Source organism: Marinobacter denitrificans, from assembly GCF_008795955.1.
GTDB lineage: Bacteria > Pseudomonadota > Gammaproteobacteria > Pseudomonadales > Oleiphilaceae > Marinobacter > Marinobacter denitrificans.
Map to the genome: position 1 here is coordinate 145573 of NZ_VMHN01000003.1, position 17212 is coordinate 162784.

Consider the following 17212-nt stretch of genomic DNA (forward strand, 5'->3'; position numbering starts at 1 on the left):
GTGTTTTGGAAGGGCCTGCCCGCCATGCCGTTACCTCCTAGTTCTTGAGCGCCTGAAACCTTGTTATTGCTTCTTTTCTGCTTTCTTTCAGATCAACGATAGGTCGGGGATATCCTCCGGGAATAACACCTCCTGACCAGGGCTGGTGAATTCGCTTGTTTTCCAGCCTGGCAATCTCAGGCACATACATTCTGATGAACTCACCTTTCGGGTCGAACCGCTCACTCTGGGTGGCCGGATTGAACACACGAAAATAGGGCGCTGAATCGGTACCAGTGGAGGCGCTCCACTGCCAGCCGCCGTTGTTTGAGGCCAGGAATCCGTCCACCAGTTTCGACATGAAATAAGCCTCACCGAGGCGCCAGTCGATAAACAGATTCTTGGTAAGGAACATGGCTGTGATCATCCGCAGGCGGTTGTGCATCCAGCCGGTCTGGTTCAGCTGGCGCATAGCGGCATCGACGATGGGAATTCCGGTGTTACCGGCTTTCCAGGCTTCGAATGTTTCGCCGGGCGTGTTCCACTCCAGTGCTTCGGTTTCAGGCTTGAACGCCCTGTGCATGCTCACCCTGGGGTAGTGGTAAAGAATGTTGATGTAGAAATCCCTCCAGGCGATTTCGTTGGTCCAGGTGGCCAGACCTTCCTGGTTGCCGCCCATGCCCTGGTGCTGGCGGGCGGCGATCAGGCATTGCCTGCCAGACAGTACACCGTTGGCCAGGTAGGGTGAGAGCAGGCTGGTGCCATCAACTGAGGGCAGATCTCTCAGCTTCTTGTAGTCGCCGGCACGGTTGTCGAGGAACCGTTCCAGTTGCCGGTGGGCGGCGTCTTCACCGGTTTCAACCAGCCTGGGTGGCGGGTTGTCGAAGCCTCCAGGCGTCTGGTGATAAGTGGCAGGCTCGACGGTGTCTCCGACTGGGTCGGGAATGGGAAACAGGGTTGGCTGAGCGGCGTCAATCCAGCTACGCCAGCGGCGGGAAAACGGCGTGAACACGGAGTAGGGCTGTTCCTGCTGGGTCAGGATACTGCCAACGGGGGCCACTGTCTGGTCACGGTACTTGTTAACAGCAATTCCGGCAGTGTCGAGGGCCTGTTTCAGGGCTTTATCACGGCGTCTTTCGTTAACTCCGTATTCCTCATTGAAGTGAACATGCCGGATACTCCTGCGTCGGCAAAAATCCTCCAGTTTTTCAATGCTGTCAGTAAAGGTTGTCGCGGTGATAAACGACAGCGGAATACCCAGCTTTGCCAGTTCTTCCGCTAACGCGTTGGCATGGTCCAGAACGAAACGAACCCGTGCCGGCGACCAGTGGTGCTCGCGCCACTGGTCCGGGGTGACCACAAAACAGGCCCGTACGGGTTGCTGTTTCTGGCAGGCAGCGGTGAGAGCGGCGTTATCCGCCACTCGCAGGTCATTCCGGAACCAGACGAGCTGAGTCATTGTGCTTCCTGTATTCGGTGAAGGGTTTGCGGCCACGATGGATATTCGCCGGAACGTGCTGATTGGATTATAGTTAATGGCAGAATTCACTGATAAAGGGCCGGAATGACCACGAGTCTGGAAGCGCAGCAAACGATGCAGGATGGCCAATGGGGAGTGGATTACACGCTCGACCCCGGACAGACACAGTACCATGAGCTCTGCCACACCCGGGTGTGGGTTACCTTGTTGGAGCAGGAATGGCAGATCCGCTCCCAGCGAATGCCGGAAGATGACGACCGGGAACGCTGGCTGCAGCGCATAACCGGAACGTTACCCGATGCCGATATGGATGTTCAGCGCTTCGTAAGGCCGGACCGGGGCTGCCAGCTTCATTATCTGCCGGCCATGTCGAGCCTCGCCACGGTCATTCGTCCCTATCAGCCGCTGACCCTCCCAGCCAACAGTGAATGCACGATCTATGTGGGCACGCTGCTGTGGATGCGAATCCAGGCCGGCAGCAAAGGCACGCACCTGATGGAGTTGCCGCTGTCGGATCCCTCGCTTACCTGGGTGGGCCGTACCACAATGGAAGGCGAGCTTTGTTATTCCGCCGCCACCTTTGCGCGTCTGGTCCTGGATGCAGTGCCCAAGCGCCCATGGCGGGCCATTACACCTGTGAGAATTATCAATGAGCGGCAGGAGCCCCTGTTGCTGGAGCGTTTTAACCTGCCTACGCCCTTGTTGTCGCTACACCGCAATGAAAAGGGGCATCTGTGGACGCCCGGCGTGACCGTTATCTGTGAAACGGATATGAATTCAGCACGCCTGCGAGTTGACCAGAACCCAGTCGCTGCCGCCGGGCGTTGCGAACTGGTGTCTCCAGCGCGGGAGCAGACGGCCCGTGGTGGCCTGGTAAGAGCTTACGATCGCATATTTGGCTGACAAGTCCGGCTGTTTGTCGATACCCATACCGTAAATGGAGTTACCCTGTTGATTGAGCAGTTTGAAGGCAGTCTGATGCAGTTTTTCGTAGCCATTGCCTGGGGCAAATGGCTCAGCACCCTGTTTTTGCTGATTCTCGGTATCGTGCTGGCGTCATTCGCGGGCCGGAGTGTTTCCAGGTTCATGGAAGACCGGGCATCGCGTCACCACACGGTGATGGTAAGACGTCTGGTGTTCTATCTCATACTGGCCATTTTCTTCTTTGCCGCACTGCGGGAGGCGGGTTTCTCCCTGGACGTGGTCCTGGGCGCCGCCGGGATACTGACCGTTGCCATAGGTTTTGCCTCCCAGACCTCCGCCTCCAATATGATCAGCGGTCTTTTCCTGTTGGTGGAAAAGCCGTTTGAAATCGGCAATTTTATTGAGGTGGAAGGCACCATTGGTGAAGTGGTTTCCATCGACATGCTGAGCGTGAAGCTGCGTACGCCGGACAACCTCTATGTACGCATTCCCAATGAAACACTGATCAAGACCCGGGTAGTCAACCGTTCGCGCTTCCCGATCCGCCGTATGGACCTGACCGTAGGTATTGCCTACGCGGAAGATGTGGAACGGGTGGAAAATCTGCTACTGGCTCTGGCAAGGCAGAACAGTGCCAGCCTTGAGGAACCCAAAGCGTTTGTACTGGTGACCGGGTTTGGTCCATCCTCGGTAGACCTGCAATTTTCTTTCTGGGTGCCCGGTGACAAGGTGCTGGAGGGGCGCAGCCAGATGATGGTAGCCATCAAGAAAGCACTTGACGAGGAAGGTATCGAGATACCTTTCCCTCATACGAGTATCTATGCCGGAAGCCATTCCGAACCCTTCCGGGTGGAGCTGCTTCGGCCGGAAACCGCAACCGACAAGGGAGATCCGGATGCTGACCAGAACGGATGATGTTAAACAGGCCACCCCCACGGCAGGGACAGACGGCAAACTGGCCCTGGGATGGCGTGAGTGGGTGGCTTTGCCGGACTTCGACATTTTCCGCATCAAGGCAAAAGTGGATACCGGCGCCCGTACCTCGTGCCTGCATACATTCCGCACAGAGCCTTACACCGAAAACGGCGAGCGGCGGGTCCGCTTCTGGGTTCACCCGGTGCAGAATGATCTCCACCACGTGGTGGAGTGTGATGCGCTGGTGCTGGACGAACGCAACGTCTCGGACTCCGGAGGCCACAAGGAGCTGAGGTTGGTGATTGAAACCCGCCTGGTACTCGGCGATACCGAGTGGCCGATTGAAATGACATTGACCAATCGCGACTCTATGCGTTTTCGTATGCTGCTTGGTCGAACGGCAATGGCCAGTCGCGCCATTGTACTTCCTGAATGCTCCTATCTTGCCGGTGAACCGGCCCTAAGGACGAAAAAATGAAAATTGCGATTCTGTCGCGTAACCGTCACCTCTACTCGACACGTCGTCTGGTGGAAGAGGGTGTGAACCGGGGCCATGAAGTGAAGGTGATCGACTGCCTGCACTGCTCCATGAACATCACTTCCGCCGACCCGAGAATCCACTACCACGAGGAAGTGCTGGAAGACTTCGACGTGGTTATACCCCGTATCGGTGCGTCAGTGACCTTCTATGGCACAGCGGTATTGCGACAATTCGAGATGATGGGGGTTTTTCCCGTCAACGAGTCCGTAGCGATTACCCGTTCCCGTGACAAGCTGCGTTCACTGCAACTGCTGGCGCGAAAGGGCGTGGGTATGCCGGTGACCGGGTTCGCCAACAAGCCGGACAACGTGCCGGAACTGCTGAAAATGGTGGGCGGCGCCCCAGTCGTGATCAAGCTGCTGCAGGGCACCCAGGGCATCGGCGTGGTGCTGGCAGAAACCCGCAAGGCTGCGGAAAGTGTCATTGAGGCCTTCATGGGCCTGAAAGCCGATATCCTGGTCCAGGAGTTCATCAAGGAAGCCGGTGGTGCCGATATCCGCTGTTTTGTCATTGGTGACAAGGTTATTGCGGCCATGAAACGCCAGGGCGGGGAGGGCGAATTCCGTTCCAACCTGCACCGGGGCGGCACTGCGTCGCTGGTTCGCATTACCCCGGAAGAGCGTCGTACCGCCATCACCGCCGCCAAATCCATGGGGCTGAATGTGGCCGGCGTGGATCTGCTGCGTTCCAGCCGTGGCCCCCTGGTGATGGAAGTGAACTCCTCGCCTGGCCTTGAAGGCATCGAGAATGCCACCGGCAAGAATGTGGCTGGCATGATCATGAACTGGACCGAGAAGAATCAACAACCCTGGAAAACCCGCACCAAGGGGAGGGGCTGAAATGGCCGCTCGGGCCCCGTTTGTAATGGCCGGCACCGAAATCAAAGCCGGAACCCGGCAGACCGTGGAAATACCGGTCGCCAAATTGTATACCCACACCCCGCTTCACGTTCCTGTCGAGGTGGTGCATGGCCGGCGCAGTGGCCCTGTGTTGATGGTGTGCGGCGCCATCCACGGTGATGAAATCAATGGCGTGGAGATAGTGCGCCGTGTGCTGACCAATTCTGCATTGCGTCATTTGAGAGGCACGTTGGTGGCGGTGCCCATTGTTAACATCTTCGGTTTCGTGCAGCGCACCCGGTATCTGCCGGACCGCCGCGACCTCAACCGCTGTTTCCCGGGAAGTGAATCCGGTTCCCTGGGTGGACGCATCGCTTATCTACTGCGCACCCAGATCATGGAGAATGTTTCTCACATCATCGACTTGCACACGGGGGCTATTCATCGCTTCAACCTGCCGCAGATTCGCGCCGAGCTGAAGAACCCGGAAACCATTCGCATGGCGGAAGCGTTCGGGGCGCCGATCATCATCAATGCCAGCCTGCGGGAAGGCAGCCTGCGGGCCTACGCTGATTCCCAGGATATTCCGGTAGTCACCTTCGAGGGCGGCGAGGCCCTGCGGTTTGATGATGTGGTGATTTCCAGTGGCGTGAAAGGGGTCATCCGGGTGATGCGGGAACTGGAAATGATTCCCGCCAAGAAAGGCCCCAAGGCACCGAGAAAGCGTTCTGAAACGGCTGCCAACTCACAGTGGGTGCGAACGGATACAGACGGCATCATGCGCCCGGTCGCAAGCCTGGGGCAGAAAGTTCGCAAGGGCCAGAAGCTGGCGATGGTGGCAGACCCATTCGGCGAATCTGAAACGGCCGTGCTCTCACCCTGTTCCGGCATTGTGATCTGTGTGAACAACCTGCCGCTGGTGAACGAGGGTGAGGCCATTTATCACATTGCCCGGTTCGATGAACTCAATGAGGCGGAAAAGGCCATGGATTATTTCCGCAGCAGCTACGAGGGGGACATGGGCGACGACATGATTCCCGTTCACCCCTGGGATGACCGGCAGAAATAACGAATAGGTGAGCTATGATCTGGGATCAGACCTTTATTGAACTGGCGCCTCTGCGGAGAGGCTTTCACCTGGTGACCAACGAAATCCTGGCTCAGGCGCCGGCGTTGCAGAATTGCCAGGTGGGGTTGCTGCATCTGTTCATCCAGCACACCTCTGCGTCCCTGGCCATTAATGAAAATGCCGACCCGGACGTGCGGGGGGACCTGGAACGGCATTTCAACGTAATGGTGCCGGAGGACGCACCGCACTATGAGCATACCACCGAAGGCCCCGACGACATGCCCGCCCACATCAAAAGTGTTCTGGTGGGCCCGTCGCTCACTATTCCTGTCAACGACGGCCATCTGGCCCTTGGTACATGGCAAGGCATCTACCTGTGTGAGCATCGGGATAATGCCGGCGGGCGCCGGATTGTGGCCACGTTGCAGGGGCGTTGGTAGAGAGTTGCTCTCAGCGGCTGTTAGCTGGGGGTGGTTCCACCGGCTCGTATCCGAAACTGTTTCTGCCCCTCTCCTTGACCTTGTAAAGGGCCTTGTCTGCCGCACTGATAAGGTCCTCCATGGTCAGGTCGCTGGAGGGCACCACCGTTGAAATTCCTATGCTGATGGTCAGGAAAGGCTCAACAGGGCTGTAATCGTGCTCAATGTTAGCCGCGATTACCTGCTCCCGCAGGGAGGCAGCAATCTCCATGGCGGCCCCGGTATCGGTGCCTGGAAGCACCAGCAGGAACTCTTCACCGCCGTATCGCGCAGCCATGTCTGATTTGCGTTGTGCGGCCTCTGTCAGTGCGACTGCAACCTGCTTCAGCGCTTCGTCCCCGGCCTGGTGCCCATATCGGTCATTGTAGAGTTTGAAGTGGTCAATGTCGGCAAGCATGACGCTGAGAGGATCGCCAGTCCGGCTCAGGATCTCCCAGGCCTGTTCCAGCTTCTTTTCAAGGGCCAGCCGGTTTGAAAGACCGGTGAGGGGGTCGTGCTCGGACAACCGTTTCAGTTCCGCATTGGCGCTCTGGAGCTCACTCTGGATTTCAAGCACCTTTTGATGCTTTGAGGTCAACTCGGCATTCAGCCGCAACAGTTCTGTGTTGTTGGACTCGATCATCCCCAGCATGGAATTGAATTCCCGAGACAGGGCGCCGATTTCGTCATTATTCCTGATATTGGCCCTGAGCGAGTAGTCCATGGCATTGGAGATGCTGGAAATGTCTGCCTTCAGGCTCATTATCGGCTTCACGACCATCCACCGGAAAAGTGCCAGCAACGCTGCGGCGAGAAGGGTGCACAGGAATACGAGCAGGGCCACGCCATAGAATGTGATTTCTTTGCCCAGCTCTGTGATCTTGCGTGGCAGAATCGCGGTTGCCCGCAGGCTTGGTGTGCCCTCAATACTGTAGATCTTTGAGGCGGAGAGCGCGCTCCGGTCAATGATTTCAAGTGTGTATGTATCAGAACTGGCCGGAACCCCGGTATCCAGGACCGGTTCGATACTGAACTCCTGGACAATCTGCTCTGAAAGCGTGGTGATCAGCTCTTCATCAAGAAACTGGCCGAACACCACATAGCCCTGGTGTGGGCCCGAGCCATCACTTTTTACGACTGGGCGCATGGCAAAGAGAACCGGAATGCCATCCAGCTCGACAATGCCGCTGGTATTCTGATTATCGATGTCGGTCTCGCTGTCAATCCGCTTTCTGAAACCTGCTATTGTTGCTACAGCCTCGTCGAGGTAGGTTTCTGTCAGATCGACGAACCCCCCTTCGGATGGAAAGTCGAAAACCTTGCCCCAGACGGGTTCTCCGTCAAGGTCCAGGAAAAGGGCGACATCGAACCCGAAGTTCATAAAGGTTTCCGGATACAGATTGGATTCGATGTACTCCGGGTCCCCGGTTTGAATGAAGGAGTATGTGTCATTCCATGCCGACCAGTCGTAAACAGTGAAATCGATAGTTTCACGTTGCGCTTCCAGCCGGCGGACGACCCGGTCAATATTGTTCCTGGCGTAATCGACCTCGATATCGTGAAAGGCGGGGTAGATAACGTTGCGTTGTATAAAAAAGGCCGACAATGAAAGCAAAATACCCATCAGCAGAATCAGTGCGGTGGTTTTTGCGGAAATCGACATGGCATTGGGCCTTACGTACGGGCGGCTATTTCGGAGTGGGCTCCGCATCAGCGGTGTGGCTGATTTGTTTATAGTTTGAACAGTAACGCCTCCCGATGGAAGGCATTGGACAAGATTTGACACTCTACGGGCTTGTACACTTTAAGAACGTTGGTGTGAGCCTCCCTCGTTGGCCGATCTCTACCCATGGTGGGGTATTGATGAGTGGGATTCCACCCATTCTGAAGATAGGAAATCCCCGTAAGTCCTAAAGACCGTTGTTATAGAAGCAGTTTTCCAACCTGGTCTGGTCCTTGCTCTCCTCTCCTGCCTGAAGCCTGCTGTGCTTCGTTGAGCACCCAACAACCACAATGAAACGGGGAGCAACCTCTATGAAAACCCAAGCCGTAATTGCGTTGACATTCGCATCCACTGTCACCATTGCCACTCCCGCCCTTGCTCAGGACCGGTCTGACTGGCCGAGTAACTTTACTGTCGGCACCGCCAGCCAGGGTGGAACCTACTTTGCGTATGGTTCCGGATGGGCGAACTTTGTTGCCGAAAATGTGGGCGTGTCTGGGGGGGCCGAAATTACCGGTGGCCCCATGCAGAACATGGCGCTGGTTCATACCGGTGACCTGAAATTCGGATTAACCACCCTGGGGCCGGCGCAAGAGTCCATTGACGGTTCGAGCCCGCTGGCACCGGGTATGAAAATGGACAACGTGTGCGCGATGTTCCCCATGTACGAGACGCCGTTCTCCGTAACGGCATTGAGCAGCTCTGGTATCACGTCCATCTCCGACATTCCGGATGGCGCTACCATTGGCTTCGGCCCATCCGGCTCCACATCCGATACCTACTTCCCCCGCATCATGGAAACCCTTGGTGTTGATTTTGAACGTCGCAACGGCAGCTGGTCGGACCTGGGTGGGCAGTTGCAGGACGGCCTTATCGACGTGGTGGCCTTTGCCGCCGGCATTCCCATCCCGGCCGTCAGCCAACTGGAAGTGCAGACCGACGTGAATATTATTGGCATGACGGACGAGGAAGCGAAGAAGGTAACCGAGGAGTTCCCGGTGTCCGAGTTTACGATTCCGGCCAGTACCTACCAGTCACTGAATGAGCCATCCCGTGTGGTCTCCATGTGGAATTTCTCCATCGCGAACTGTGATGTACCGGAAGACTTCGTCTATGAAATCACCAGGCTGACCATGGAGAACAACGACAAGATGGTTTCCATCCACAAGGCCGCCCAGAATTCCATACCCGAGAACTACAGTAAAAACAACGTCCTGCCCTGGCATCCGGGCGCAGCCCGCTGGTTCAACGAAAACGGCTACACGATCGAAGAAGCGAACATCGCCCAGTAATCATCGTGTGTGCTGAAGGGTCACTCCTGTGGCCCTTCGGAGCCCGGCCGGCACCCCGCCGGCATCTGTTTTTCCGTAAGCAGGGTCTATCATGACTGACAAACAAAACCCCGAACATAACGCCGCGCCAGAAGCCGAGGATGACCATATCCTGGCTCACGACGTTGACCAGGAGCCGGTGGAGGAGAACCGCCGGTTTTTCGAAGGCAAACTGGCAACGTTTGTGTCGGTAATGGCCATCGCTTATTCAGCCTTCCACCTGTATAGCCTGAACATCGCACCGCTGGAAACCTGGTCCTTCCGTATCGTCCATATCGCAGGCGCTCTTGTGCTTGGCTTCATCCTGTTCGCCGGAGCGCGCTTCGTTTCCGCCGGCGAGGGGCCCGTGCGTCATCGCTGGACCACCTGGATCAGCGCCGTCGCTATGGTACCGGCGCTGTACGCGCTCTATCAGACTTTTTCTTTCCACCAGATCATCCTGGACGGCACGCCTCGCATTCCGGGAGATCTGGAAACCTGGCATTTTGGCTGGCCACTGTTGGCTGCAACCGGCATGGGCATCGTCATGAGCTGGTTCCACCAGACCGGGCGTTCGCGTTTCAGCGTGCCCGATCTGGTGCTGATTGTCTGCTCGGTGGCGGTCGCAGCCTATTTCCTGGTGGTCTATAACACCTCCATGCGGATGTCCACGGGCACCTCGTTTGCTCCCGTCGGAATTTCGTTCGCTGCGGTTGCCGGCACCGCATTGATCATGGAACTGACACGTCGGTTGACCGGGCTGGCCCTCGTTGTTATCGGGCTGGTGTTCCTTGTGTATGTATTCGCAGGCCCCTATCTGCCCGGTTTTCTTGGCTATCCTGGTCTGTCGGTGCAGCGGTTCTTCAGCCAGGTGTACACCGACGCTGGTATCCTCGGCCCCACCACGGCGGTTTCCTCCACGTATATCATTCTGTTTATCGTCTTTGCGGCGTTTCTTCAGGCCTCGAAGGTGGGCGACTACTTCGTGAACTTTGCCTTCGCCGCCGCCGGCCGTACCCGTGGGGGGCCCGCCAAGGTATCGATTTTCGCCTCAGGCCTGATGGGTATGATCAACGGCACCAGTGCGGGTAACGTGGTTTCCACCGGCTCGCTGACTATCCCGTTGATGAAGAAAGTGGGCTACAGCAAACAGTCTGCCGGAGCCGTGGAAGCGGCCGCCTCTACCGGTGGACAGATCATGCCGCCGATCATGGGCGCCGGCGCGTTTATCATGGCCGAGATTACCGGCATTCCCTATACCGAGATTGCCATCGCGGCGGTTATTCCGGCTATCCTGTATTTCGCGTCTGTGTACTTCATGGTGGATTTTGAGGCCGCGAAAACCGGCATGCGCGGCATGCGCGATGATGAGTTGCCGAAGCTCAGAACCATGATCAAACAGTGCTATCTGTTTGTGCCTATCATCATTCTCATTGTCGCCCTGTTCATGGGCTATTCGGTGATACGGGCCGGTACGCTGGCGACGGTATCAGCGGCCGTGGTCAGCTGGTTTTCTCCCAACAAGATGGGCATCCGGAAGATACTCGAAGCGCTGGAAATCGCCTCCTACATGGCCATCCAGATCATCGTGGTATGTGCCGCGGCCGGGGTAATTGTGGGTGTTATCTCCCTGACCGGAGTGGGCGCGCGCTTTTCGGTGCTGTTACTGGATGTGGCGGAAGCGAGCCAGTTGCTGGCACTTATCTTCGCCATGTTCATATCCATTCTGCTGGGCATGGGTATGCCCACCACGGCGGCCTATGCCGTTGCCGCCTCGGTGGTTGCACCCGGCCTGGTACAGTTGGGGATCGACCCCCTGACGGCCCATTTCTTCGTGTTCTATTTCGCGGTGGTCTCCGCCATTACGCCGCCGGTTGCATTGGCTTCCTATGCGGCGGCCGGTATCTCGGGTGCGAATGCCATGGAAACCTCGGTGGCGTCTTTCAGGATTGGCATTGCGGCGTTTATTGTGCCATTCATGTTCTTCTACAACGGCGCACTGCTGATGGACGCGGGCTGGTTTGACATCACCCGTGCCCTGGTAACAGCGCTCTTCGGCGTGTATATGCTCTCTGGTGGGGTAATGGGCTGGTTTGCCAGGGCGGCAGCGAAGCCCTGGACCCGTATTCTGCTGATTGCGGCAGCCTTCCTGATGATTGAAGGCGGATTGTGGACAGATCTTACGGGTATTGCGCTGGCGGTGGTTGCGTTTCTGGCCCAGCGACACCGCAGGTCTCCGCGCAGCCCGGCAGTCGTCTAGAACCGTGCGGCAGGCGTGATAACTGGCCATTAGTGCAGTTGTACCGCCTGTCGCACGGTTGTAATCTGGCTGCTTTTAACGGTTTTCCGGGAACCGGATTCTATGCCCTATCGAATTGGTACCGCGCTCATCCTGCTTGCCACGCTGATGCTCTCCTGGGTCCTGGGTGGATGGGTAGGTTACCGTCAGGTTGAACAGGAAAGCCTTGAAGAGTCATTCCGCTATCGCCAGCTCGTGGCGAATGAGCTGAACCGTTACTTACCCCTCCCCGAGCTGATGGCCGAGCATCCCTTGCTGTCAGCCACCCTGGAAGACCCGGAGGATGAGCGTCTTGTGGTCCGGGCGAACCGGCAGATGCAGCGTATGGCAACCATTGTCGCCAGCTCGGATGTCTATCTCATGGACGCCACCGGAATGACCATCGCGGCCAACAACTATCGCCAGGCAAACAGTTTTGTCGGGCGTAATTTTAACTTCAGGCCCTATTTTCAGGACGCGATTGAGACCGGCGAGTCAGCCACTTACTTTGCCCTGGGCACCACTTCCGGCATACGCGGCCTGTATTTCTCACATCCCGTTCGCGACCACCAGGACAACATACTGGGCGTGATAGCAATGAAGGTACAGGTGGAGGAACTGGAATCCCAGTGGCGCCGGCCCGGTGCACCGAACGATGCCGAAATGGTGGTGCTGGATGAAGCGGGTATCAGCTTCATGGCCAGTCAGCCGGAATGGTTGTACCGGGATTTCTCGGGGGACGGTCAGGGCGCTTCGGCTGTGGGTTCCCGGCGCTATCCCGACCACGAGCTCAAACCGGTGGACTTTGAAACTCTGGAACCACACTGGGGGTTGGCGGAAAACACCCGCCTGATGAACTTTCAGGGGGAGAGAGCAGAAAGAGAGTATCTGACGGTTGAAACACCCCTGCCGCGTATGAACTGGACGCTTCAGGTAATGGTAGGCACCCGGGGTGTGCTCTGGACAAGGCTGGGATTCGTCACTGGTGGCATTGTTATCTTCATTGGTGGTTTACTGGCGGCTCTCTACCTCAGGGAGCGCTATCGCCGTGAGGCGGAACTGGCACTCAGAGGCGAGCAGCTTGAGCGCAATGTGGCGCGGCGCACAGCTGACCTGGAGCGCTCGAATCAGCAACTGCTGCAGGAAATCCGCGAACGGGAGCGAACCCAGAACGAGCTCCGGGAAACCCAGCAGGAATTGATTCAGGCGGCGAAACTGGCGGTACTGGGCCAGATGTCGGCGGGCCTGAACCATGAGATCAATCAGCCGCTGACGGCGATCCAGACCTACGCCCGGAACAGTCGCCGCTTTCTCGAGAAGGGTGCCATCGATATGGTGGATGCTAACCTTGTCGAAATCAGCACTCTGTGTGACAAAATGGCTGAGCTTACCCGCCAGTTCAGAATCTTCGCCCGCAAGTCCGAAGGCCCACCCGCCGTTGTGGATCTGCGGCAGTCGGTGGATGCTTCGCTGAAGATCATTGCGGCCCAGAACAACCGGTCCGGTATTGATATCCGGTGGAATCGTCCGGACCACCCGGTGATGTGCCACGGTGACCTGATACGGATCGAACAGGTAATGGTGAATCTTCTGGCCAACGCCGTTCACGCAGTGGATGGAGCGGCGCGGCAGGAGATCACTATTGATATCGGGGAGGATAGCGATAGCTGGCGGTGCATCGTACGAGACAGCGGGTCCGGCTTGCCGGGTAACAGCGAACAGATATTTGAGCCCTTTTTTACCACCAAGTCAGTCAAGCAGGGACTTGGGCTGGGCCTTTCCATATCACGCCAGATTGTGGATGCGCTGGGTGGAAGCCTGACAGGACGTAACCGGAGTGACGGCCCTGGGGCCGAATTTGTGTTAACTCTGAAAAAGCGGGGGGCCATGGAATGACAGAGGTTTCGGTAATCTTTGTGGACGATGACCCGCACATACGCCAGGCAATCGCCCAGACCCTTACCCTTGAAAGCATGCCAGTGGCCTGTTTTGAGGATGCACCCTCAGGCCTTGCGGCCATAACTCCTGAGTATGGTGGGATTGTGTTGTGTGACTACAACATGCCAGGCATGGATGGCATCGAGATGCTGGACCGGGTGCGGGCTGTGGATGAGACCATCCCGGTGATCATACTCACGGGGCAGGGCGACATAAGCACGGCGGTGACTGCCATGCAGCGTGGTGCTTATGATTTTATCGAGAAGCCGTTTGATGAGGACGAACTTCTTGAACTGCTTCGCCACGCCCTGGAGAAACGTCAGCTGGCCCTGGAAAACCGTCGCCTGAAAGCTCAGTTGAAGCAACTGGCACGGCCTGGCCCCCGGATTCTGGGGAATTCTCCGGGCATGCAGAAGGTGGTGGCGACCATTGATCCGATTCTGGATATTTCCGCCAATATTCTCCTGCAGGGGGAGACCGGCTCCGGTAAGGATGCAATTGCACGGTATATCCATGAGAACAGCCCCCGCAGTAGTCACAACTTTGTGGCCATTAACTGTGGCGCGGTGCCGGAGCACCTGATTGAAAGCGAGCTCTTTGGCCACGAGGCCGGTGCCTTCACCGGCGCGGACAAACGCCGCATTGGTAAAATCGAGTACGCCCATAAGGGCACCCTGTTCCTGGATGAGCTGGAAAGTATGCCGATGGCGCTTCAGGTAAAGCTGCTGCGGGTGCTGGAGGAACAGCGGGTGGAGCGCCTGGGGAGCAACGAGGTGCAGGAGGTGGACATCCGGATCATCGCTGCCACCAAGGCTGACCTGAAAGCGCTCAGCGATGACGGCGAGTTCCGTGCTGACCTGTATTACCGGCTGAATGTTGTGAAGGTGGATATCCCGCCGTTGCGTGAGCGCAAAGAGGATATCCCGTTGCTGTTCCACCACTTCGTATTGATCGCAGCCGCGCGGTATGACCGTGAGAGTATTCCCCTCGATGCCAGCCAGGCAGCACGGTTGATGCAACACTCCTGGCCGGGCAACGTGAGGGAGCTACGCAACCTGGCGGAACGCTATGTACTGCTGGGCCCGGTGGCGCTGGAAGAAAGTGACCCATCCGTCACCGGCAATGTGGCAGGGCGGCAGACGCTGTCAGAAATGATGGACGGGTTTGAACGGTCGGCCATTATCAGCGCACTGAATGCCTGCCAGGGCAGCATAAAGGACACCATGGTCCAACTCGGCATCGCCCGTAAAACGCTGTATGACAAGATGAGAAAGCACGGTCTGGATAAATCCCAGTTCAAGGACTGAATCACGTTTCAGCCCGTGAACTAAGTGTGGTAACGCCTCTCCGGGCGCCCGACGCTGCCATAGGTTACTTCCGCTGTCAGCTCACCCATGCCAACCAGGAACTCAAGGTAGCGGCGAGCGGTGGTTCGGGATGCCCCCATGGCATTGCCGACCTCTTCTGCGCTCCATTGGCCCCCGGGTAAGACGACCGCGCGGATTTTATCCAGCGTAATACTGTCAATGCCCTTGGGCAGCCTTTCCGGCGGCTTTGTGTGGGCGGGCTCGCCAGAACTCCTGGGTAGCAGCACATCAACCTCTTTCTGGGCGATCCGGACCAGGCCCGACAGATGGCGCAGGTGGTCGCGATACCGGCTGACAGCTTCTTCTAGCCGCTCGAATACCAGTGGTTTGAGAATGTAGTCGAAGACGCCGCCTCGCAATGCGCTCCGGAGAGAGTCAACCTCCTTGGCCGCGGTGATGAGAATGACATCGCTGCTGCTGTCCTGTGCCCGGAGTTCCCGGAGCAGTTCAAGGCCGCTGCCATCGGGGAAGTAGATATCCAGCAGGATCAGGTCAGGTGCCATCACGTCAATGAGATCACGGGCATCTGCCAGGCTGTGAGCAATCCCACACAGTTCCACATCCTCCAGCTTCTCGACAAACCGTCGCTGTATTTCCGCAATTTGCCGGTCATCTTCAGCGATCAGGATCCGGATGGTGGTCACTGGCGAGTTCTCCCTTTGGCCTTCTTGGGAAGGTAGAGCGTGAAGCGGGAGCCTTCTCCGGGGAGGTCATCAACCGTGATGGACCCTCCCCAGTGATTCAGGAACTGGCGCACCAGGTGCAGCCCGTAGCCGTGCTCCACACCCTGCTTTGTGCTCACGCCTTTTTCGAAGATTTTCTGTCGGGCGTCTTCGGGAATTCCCGGCCCCTGGTCCTGTACCTCGAAAATCAGTTCATGCCCAAGGTCAGTCATGGAAAGCTGAACAATGCCACCTGCGCCAGTGTGCTGGCGGGTTGCTTCCAGGGCGTTGTCGATGAGGTTGCCCAGCACACTGACCAGCTGGTCACGGGGCAGGTCGGGCGGAATATCCGTCATGCGGCTTTCGGAATCAATGTGAAGCCGGAGGCCCATTTCCCGGGCCCGGTTGTATTTGCCCAGCAGGCAGCCTGCGATCACGGGGTCGGGAACAGCATCCAGCAGCAGGTGAATCAGCGCCTGATGATCGCTGACTTCGCTGCCGATTAGGTTCAGCGCATCGTCGTAGGCTTCGATCTGGATCAGGCCGGCGATGGTGTGGAGCTTGTTGGAGTACTCGTGGGTCTGGCTTCTCAGGGTGTCAGCGTATTGCTGTATGCGGGTGAGTTGCCGGCTTACCTGGTCTACTTCGTCCCGCAGCCTGAAGCTCGCCACCACACCGATAATATCGTCCCCCTGACGAACGGGTAACCGGTTAACGATCATCTGCCGGTTTCGCAGCCAGACCTCCCGGTCAAAATCCGGAACGCCGGACTCCAGTACCGAAAGCAGGTCACTTTCGGGTAGCACGTCCAGAATTGGCCTGCCCGAAAGCGGAGTTTCGGGATCGATTCCCAGGGTTTCCAGGGCTGTCCGGTTGAAGGTTGTAATCACGCCGTCCCGGTTAATGGCGATGATGCCTTCCCTGACCGACTGAAGCGTGGCGTCCCGCTCCTGGAACAGGCGTGCGATTTCCTCGGGTTCCAGTCCGAATATGGCGCGCTTGAAACGGCCGGCAATCACCATGGCAATGAGTATGCTGACCAGCAGCGTGAGGCCCACAACGCTGTACAGTACGAAACTGTAGCGCTTGATGATGGCATCCACCTGGTCGACTCCGTAACCCACCGAGACAATGCCGATGATTTCTCCGCTATCCGGATCGGTTACCGGCGCCTTGCCACGCATGGACTCGCCGAGGCTGCCTTTGGCTCTTGCCACATAGGCCTCGCCATCATTCAGGGCACGCAGGCCCCAGTCGCCATCGTCGTCTGCCATGGAGCGGCCGATACGGTCCGTGGTGGGATGCGCAAGCCTGATGCCGTAGTGGTCGCCAATAACAATGAACAGGGCTTCGTTGGTGCGCGTCATGCGGGTTGCCAGCCGGTTCAGTTTCCCAATGTCCCGCTCACGCACACCTTCAATCACCGAGGGCGCCGCAGCGATGGTTTTCGAGACCATAAGTGCCCGTTGTCCGATCTCATCAAACAGGGAATCACTGAGGTAATAGCCGGCGAACACGCCGATCAGGATCGTCTGTACAGCACTGACGAATCCGAGCGTAAGAATCATCCGGGTTTTCAGTTTGGTTTTTCGGAACACGTTGTCAGCAATGATTGGTTTGTTGTCGTTATAGGGGCAGATTAAATCACCGGCTGGCTGATTGCCCGTAAATTTTATGAACTAAACGCCCTTAAATTTCTTAAAAGGCATTACGCGCACAAGCTTCTGGC

Annotated in this window: 14 protein-coding genes; 10 read left to right on the plus strand and 4 right to left on the minus strand. The window is 57.3% G+C overall.

What is annotated here, in order from left to right; genetic code table 11:
• Positions 1-37: 37 nt before the first annotated feature.
• On the minus strand, positions 38-1438 hold the full coding sequence (gene phrB / locus FO268_RS12805) for a deoxyribodipyrimidine photo-lyase (RefSeq protein WP_150993618.1): 1401 nt from the start codon (positions 1436-1438) through the stop codon (positions 38-40).
• 105 nt (positions 1439-1543) lie between these two features.
• Here phrB and FO268_RS12810 point away from each other — a divergent pair, with 105 nt between their 5' ends.
• The 6 genes from FO268_RS12810 to FO268_RS12835 are packed head-to-tail and all read left to right on the plus strand — an operon-like array spanning position 1544 to position 6187.
• Positions 1544-2362: a hypothetical protein gene (locus FO268_RS12810; protein ID WP_150993620.1), complete on the plus strand. Its 819-nt coding sequence runs from the start codon at positions 1544-1546 to the stop codon at positions 2360-2362.
• A 48-nt stretch (positions 2363-2410) separates the two neighbouring features.
• Complete coding sequence (locus FO268_RS12815; RefSeq protein WP_227716449.1) at positions 2411-3298, plus strand: mechanosensitive ion channel family protein; 888 nt, start codon at positions 2411-2413, stop codon at positions 3296-3298.
• Complete coding sequence (locus FO268_RS12820; protein ID WP_150993622.1) at positions 3279-3776, plus strand: ATP-dependent zinc protease family protein; 498 nt, start codon at positions 3279-3281, stop codon at positions 3774-3776. The genes FO268_RS12815 and FO268_RS12820 overlap by 20 nt, the downstream gene beginning before the upstream one ends.
• Positions 3773-4678, plus strand: coding sequence for a 30S ribosomal protein S6--L-glutamate ligase (rimK, locus tag FO268_RS12825; RefSeq protein ID WP_027831164.1), 906 nt, complete (start codon positions 3773-3775; stop codon positions 4676-4678). Before FO268_RS12820 ends, rimK begins: the two co-directional genes overlap by 4 nt.
• A gap of 1 nt (position 4679) precedes the next feature.
• Entirely contained in the window at positions 4680-5747 is a 1068-nt protein-coding gene (locus FO268_RS12830) for a succinylglutamate desuccinylase/aspartoacylase family protein (protein WP_150993624.1), read from the plus strand.
• A gap of 14 nt (positions 5748-5761) precedes the next feature.
• On the plus strand, positions 5762-6187 hold the full coding sequence (locus FO268_RS12835) for a secondary thiamine-phosphate synthase enzyme YjbQ (RefSeq protein WP_150993626.1): 426 nt from the start codon (positions 5762-5764) through the stop codon (positions 6185-6187).
• Between the two features lie 10 nt (positions 6188-6197).
• On the opposite strand, the gene FO268_RS12840 is transcribed toward FO268_RS12835, so the two are convergent.
• A complete protein-coding gene (locus FO268_RS12840) occupies positions 6198-7868 on the minus strand; it encodes a sensor domain-containing diguanylate cyclase (protein ID WP_191966957.1) in 1671 nt (556 codons plus the stop codon).
• Between the two features lie 371 nt (positions 7869-8239).
• Between FO268_RS12840 and FO268_RS12845 the strand changes: the two genes are divergently transcribed.
• The 4 genes from FO268_RS12845 to FO268_RS12860 all read left to right on the plus strand — a co-directional run bounded on the left by FO268_RS12845 (position 8240) and on the right by FO268_RS12860 (position 14761).
• A complete protein-coding gene (locus FO268_RS12845; RefSeq protein WP_150993630.1) occupies positions 8240-9220 on the plus strand; it encodes a TAXI family TRAP transporter solute-binding subunit in 981 nt (326 codons plus the stop codon).
• 91 nt (positions 9221-9311) lie between these two features.
• Complete coding sequence (locus FO268_RS12850; protein WP_150993632.1) at positions 9312-11498, plus strand: TRAP transporter permease; 2187 nt, start codon at positions 9312-9314, stop codon at positions 11496-11498.
• A gap of 102 nt (positions 11499-11600) precedes the next feature.
• A complete protein-coding gene (locus FO268_RS12855; protein ID WP_150993634.1) occupies positions 11601-13412 on the plus strand; it encodes a sensor histidine kinase in 1812 nt (603 codons plus the stop codon).
• Positions 13409-14761 carry a sigma-54-dependent transcriptional regulator gene (locus FO268_RS12860; protein ID WP_150993636.1) on the plus strand — a complete coding sequence of 451 codons (1353 nt, stop codon included), beginning with the start codon at positions 13409-13411 and terminating at the stop codon, positions 14759-14761. Before FO268_RS12855 ends, FO268_RS12860 begins: the two co-directional genes overlap by 4 nt.
• A 20-nt stretch (positions 14762-14781) precedes the next feature.
• On the opposite strand, the gene FO268_RS12865 is transcribed toward FO268_RS12860, so the two are convergent.
• Positions 14782-15465 carry a response regulator gene (locus tag FO268_RS12865; protein ID WP_150993638.1) on the minus strand — a complete coding sequence of 228 codons (684 nt, stop codon included), beginning with the start codon at positions 15463-15465 and terminating at the stop codon, positions 14782-14784.
• Positions 15462-17051, minus strand: coding sequence for an ATP-binding protein (locus tag FO268_RS12870; protein ID WP_150993640.1), 1590 nt, complete (start codon positions 17049-17051; stop codon positions 15462-15464). Before FO268_RS12870 ends, FO268_RS12865 begins: the two co-directional genes overlap by 4 nt.
• Positions 17052-17212 lie beyond the last annotated feature (161 nt).

Coding starts and splice junctions, on each gene's coding strand:
- FO268_RS12830 (WP_150993624.1), top strand. CDS start 4,680: ATGGCCGCTCGGGCCCCGTTTGTAATGGCCGGCACCGAAATCAAAGCC.
- FO268_RS12850 (WP_150993632.1), top strand. CDS start 9,312: ATGACTGACAAACAAAACCCCGAACATAACGCCGCGCCAGAAGCCGAG.
- FO268_RS12820 (WP_150993622.1), top strand. CDS start 3,279: ATGCTGACCAGAACGGATGATGTTAAACAGGCCACCCCCACGGCAGGG.
- FO268_RS12840 (WP_191966957.1), bottom strand. CDS start 7,868: ATGTCGATTTCCGCAAAAACCACCGCACTGATTCTGCTGATGGGTATT.
- FO268_RS12870 (WP_150993640.1), bottom strand. CDS start 17,051: ATGATTCTTACGCTCGGATTCGTCAGTGCTGTACAGACGATCCTGATC.
- rimK (WP_027831164.1), top strand. CDS start 3,773: ATGAAAATTGCGATTCTGTCGCGTAACCGTCACCTCTACTCGACACGT.
- FO268_RS12860 (WP_150993636.1), top strand. CDS start 13,409: ATGACAGAGGTTTCGGTAATCTTTGTGGACGATGACCCGCACATACGC.
- FO268_RS12835 (WP_150993626.1), top strand. CDS start 5,762: ATGATCTGGGATCAGACCTTTATTGAACTGGCGCCTCTGCGGAGAGGC.
- FO268_RS12855 (WP_150993634.1), top strand. CDS start 11,601: ATGCCCTATCGAATTGGTACCGCGCTCATCCTGCTTGCCACGCTGATG.
- FO268_RS12810 (WP_150993620.1), top strand. CDS start 1,544: ATGACCACGAGTCTGGAAGCGCAGCAAACGATGCAGGATGGCCAATGG.
- phrB (WP_150993618.1), bottom strand. CDS start 1,438: ATGACTCAGCTCGTCTGGTTCCGGAATGACCTGCGAGTGGCGGATAAC.
- FO268_RS12845 (WP_150993630.1), top strand. CDS start 8,240: ATGAAAACCCAAGCCGTAATTGCGTTGACATTCGCATCCACTGTCACC.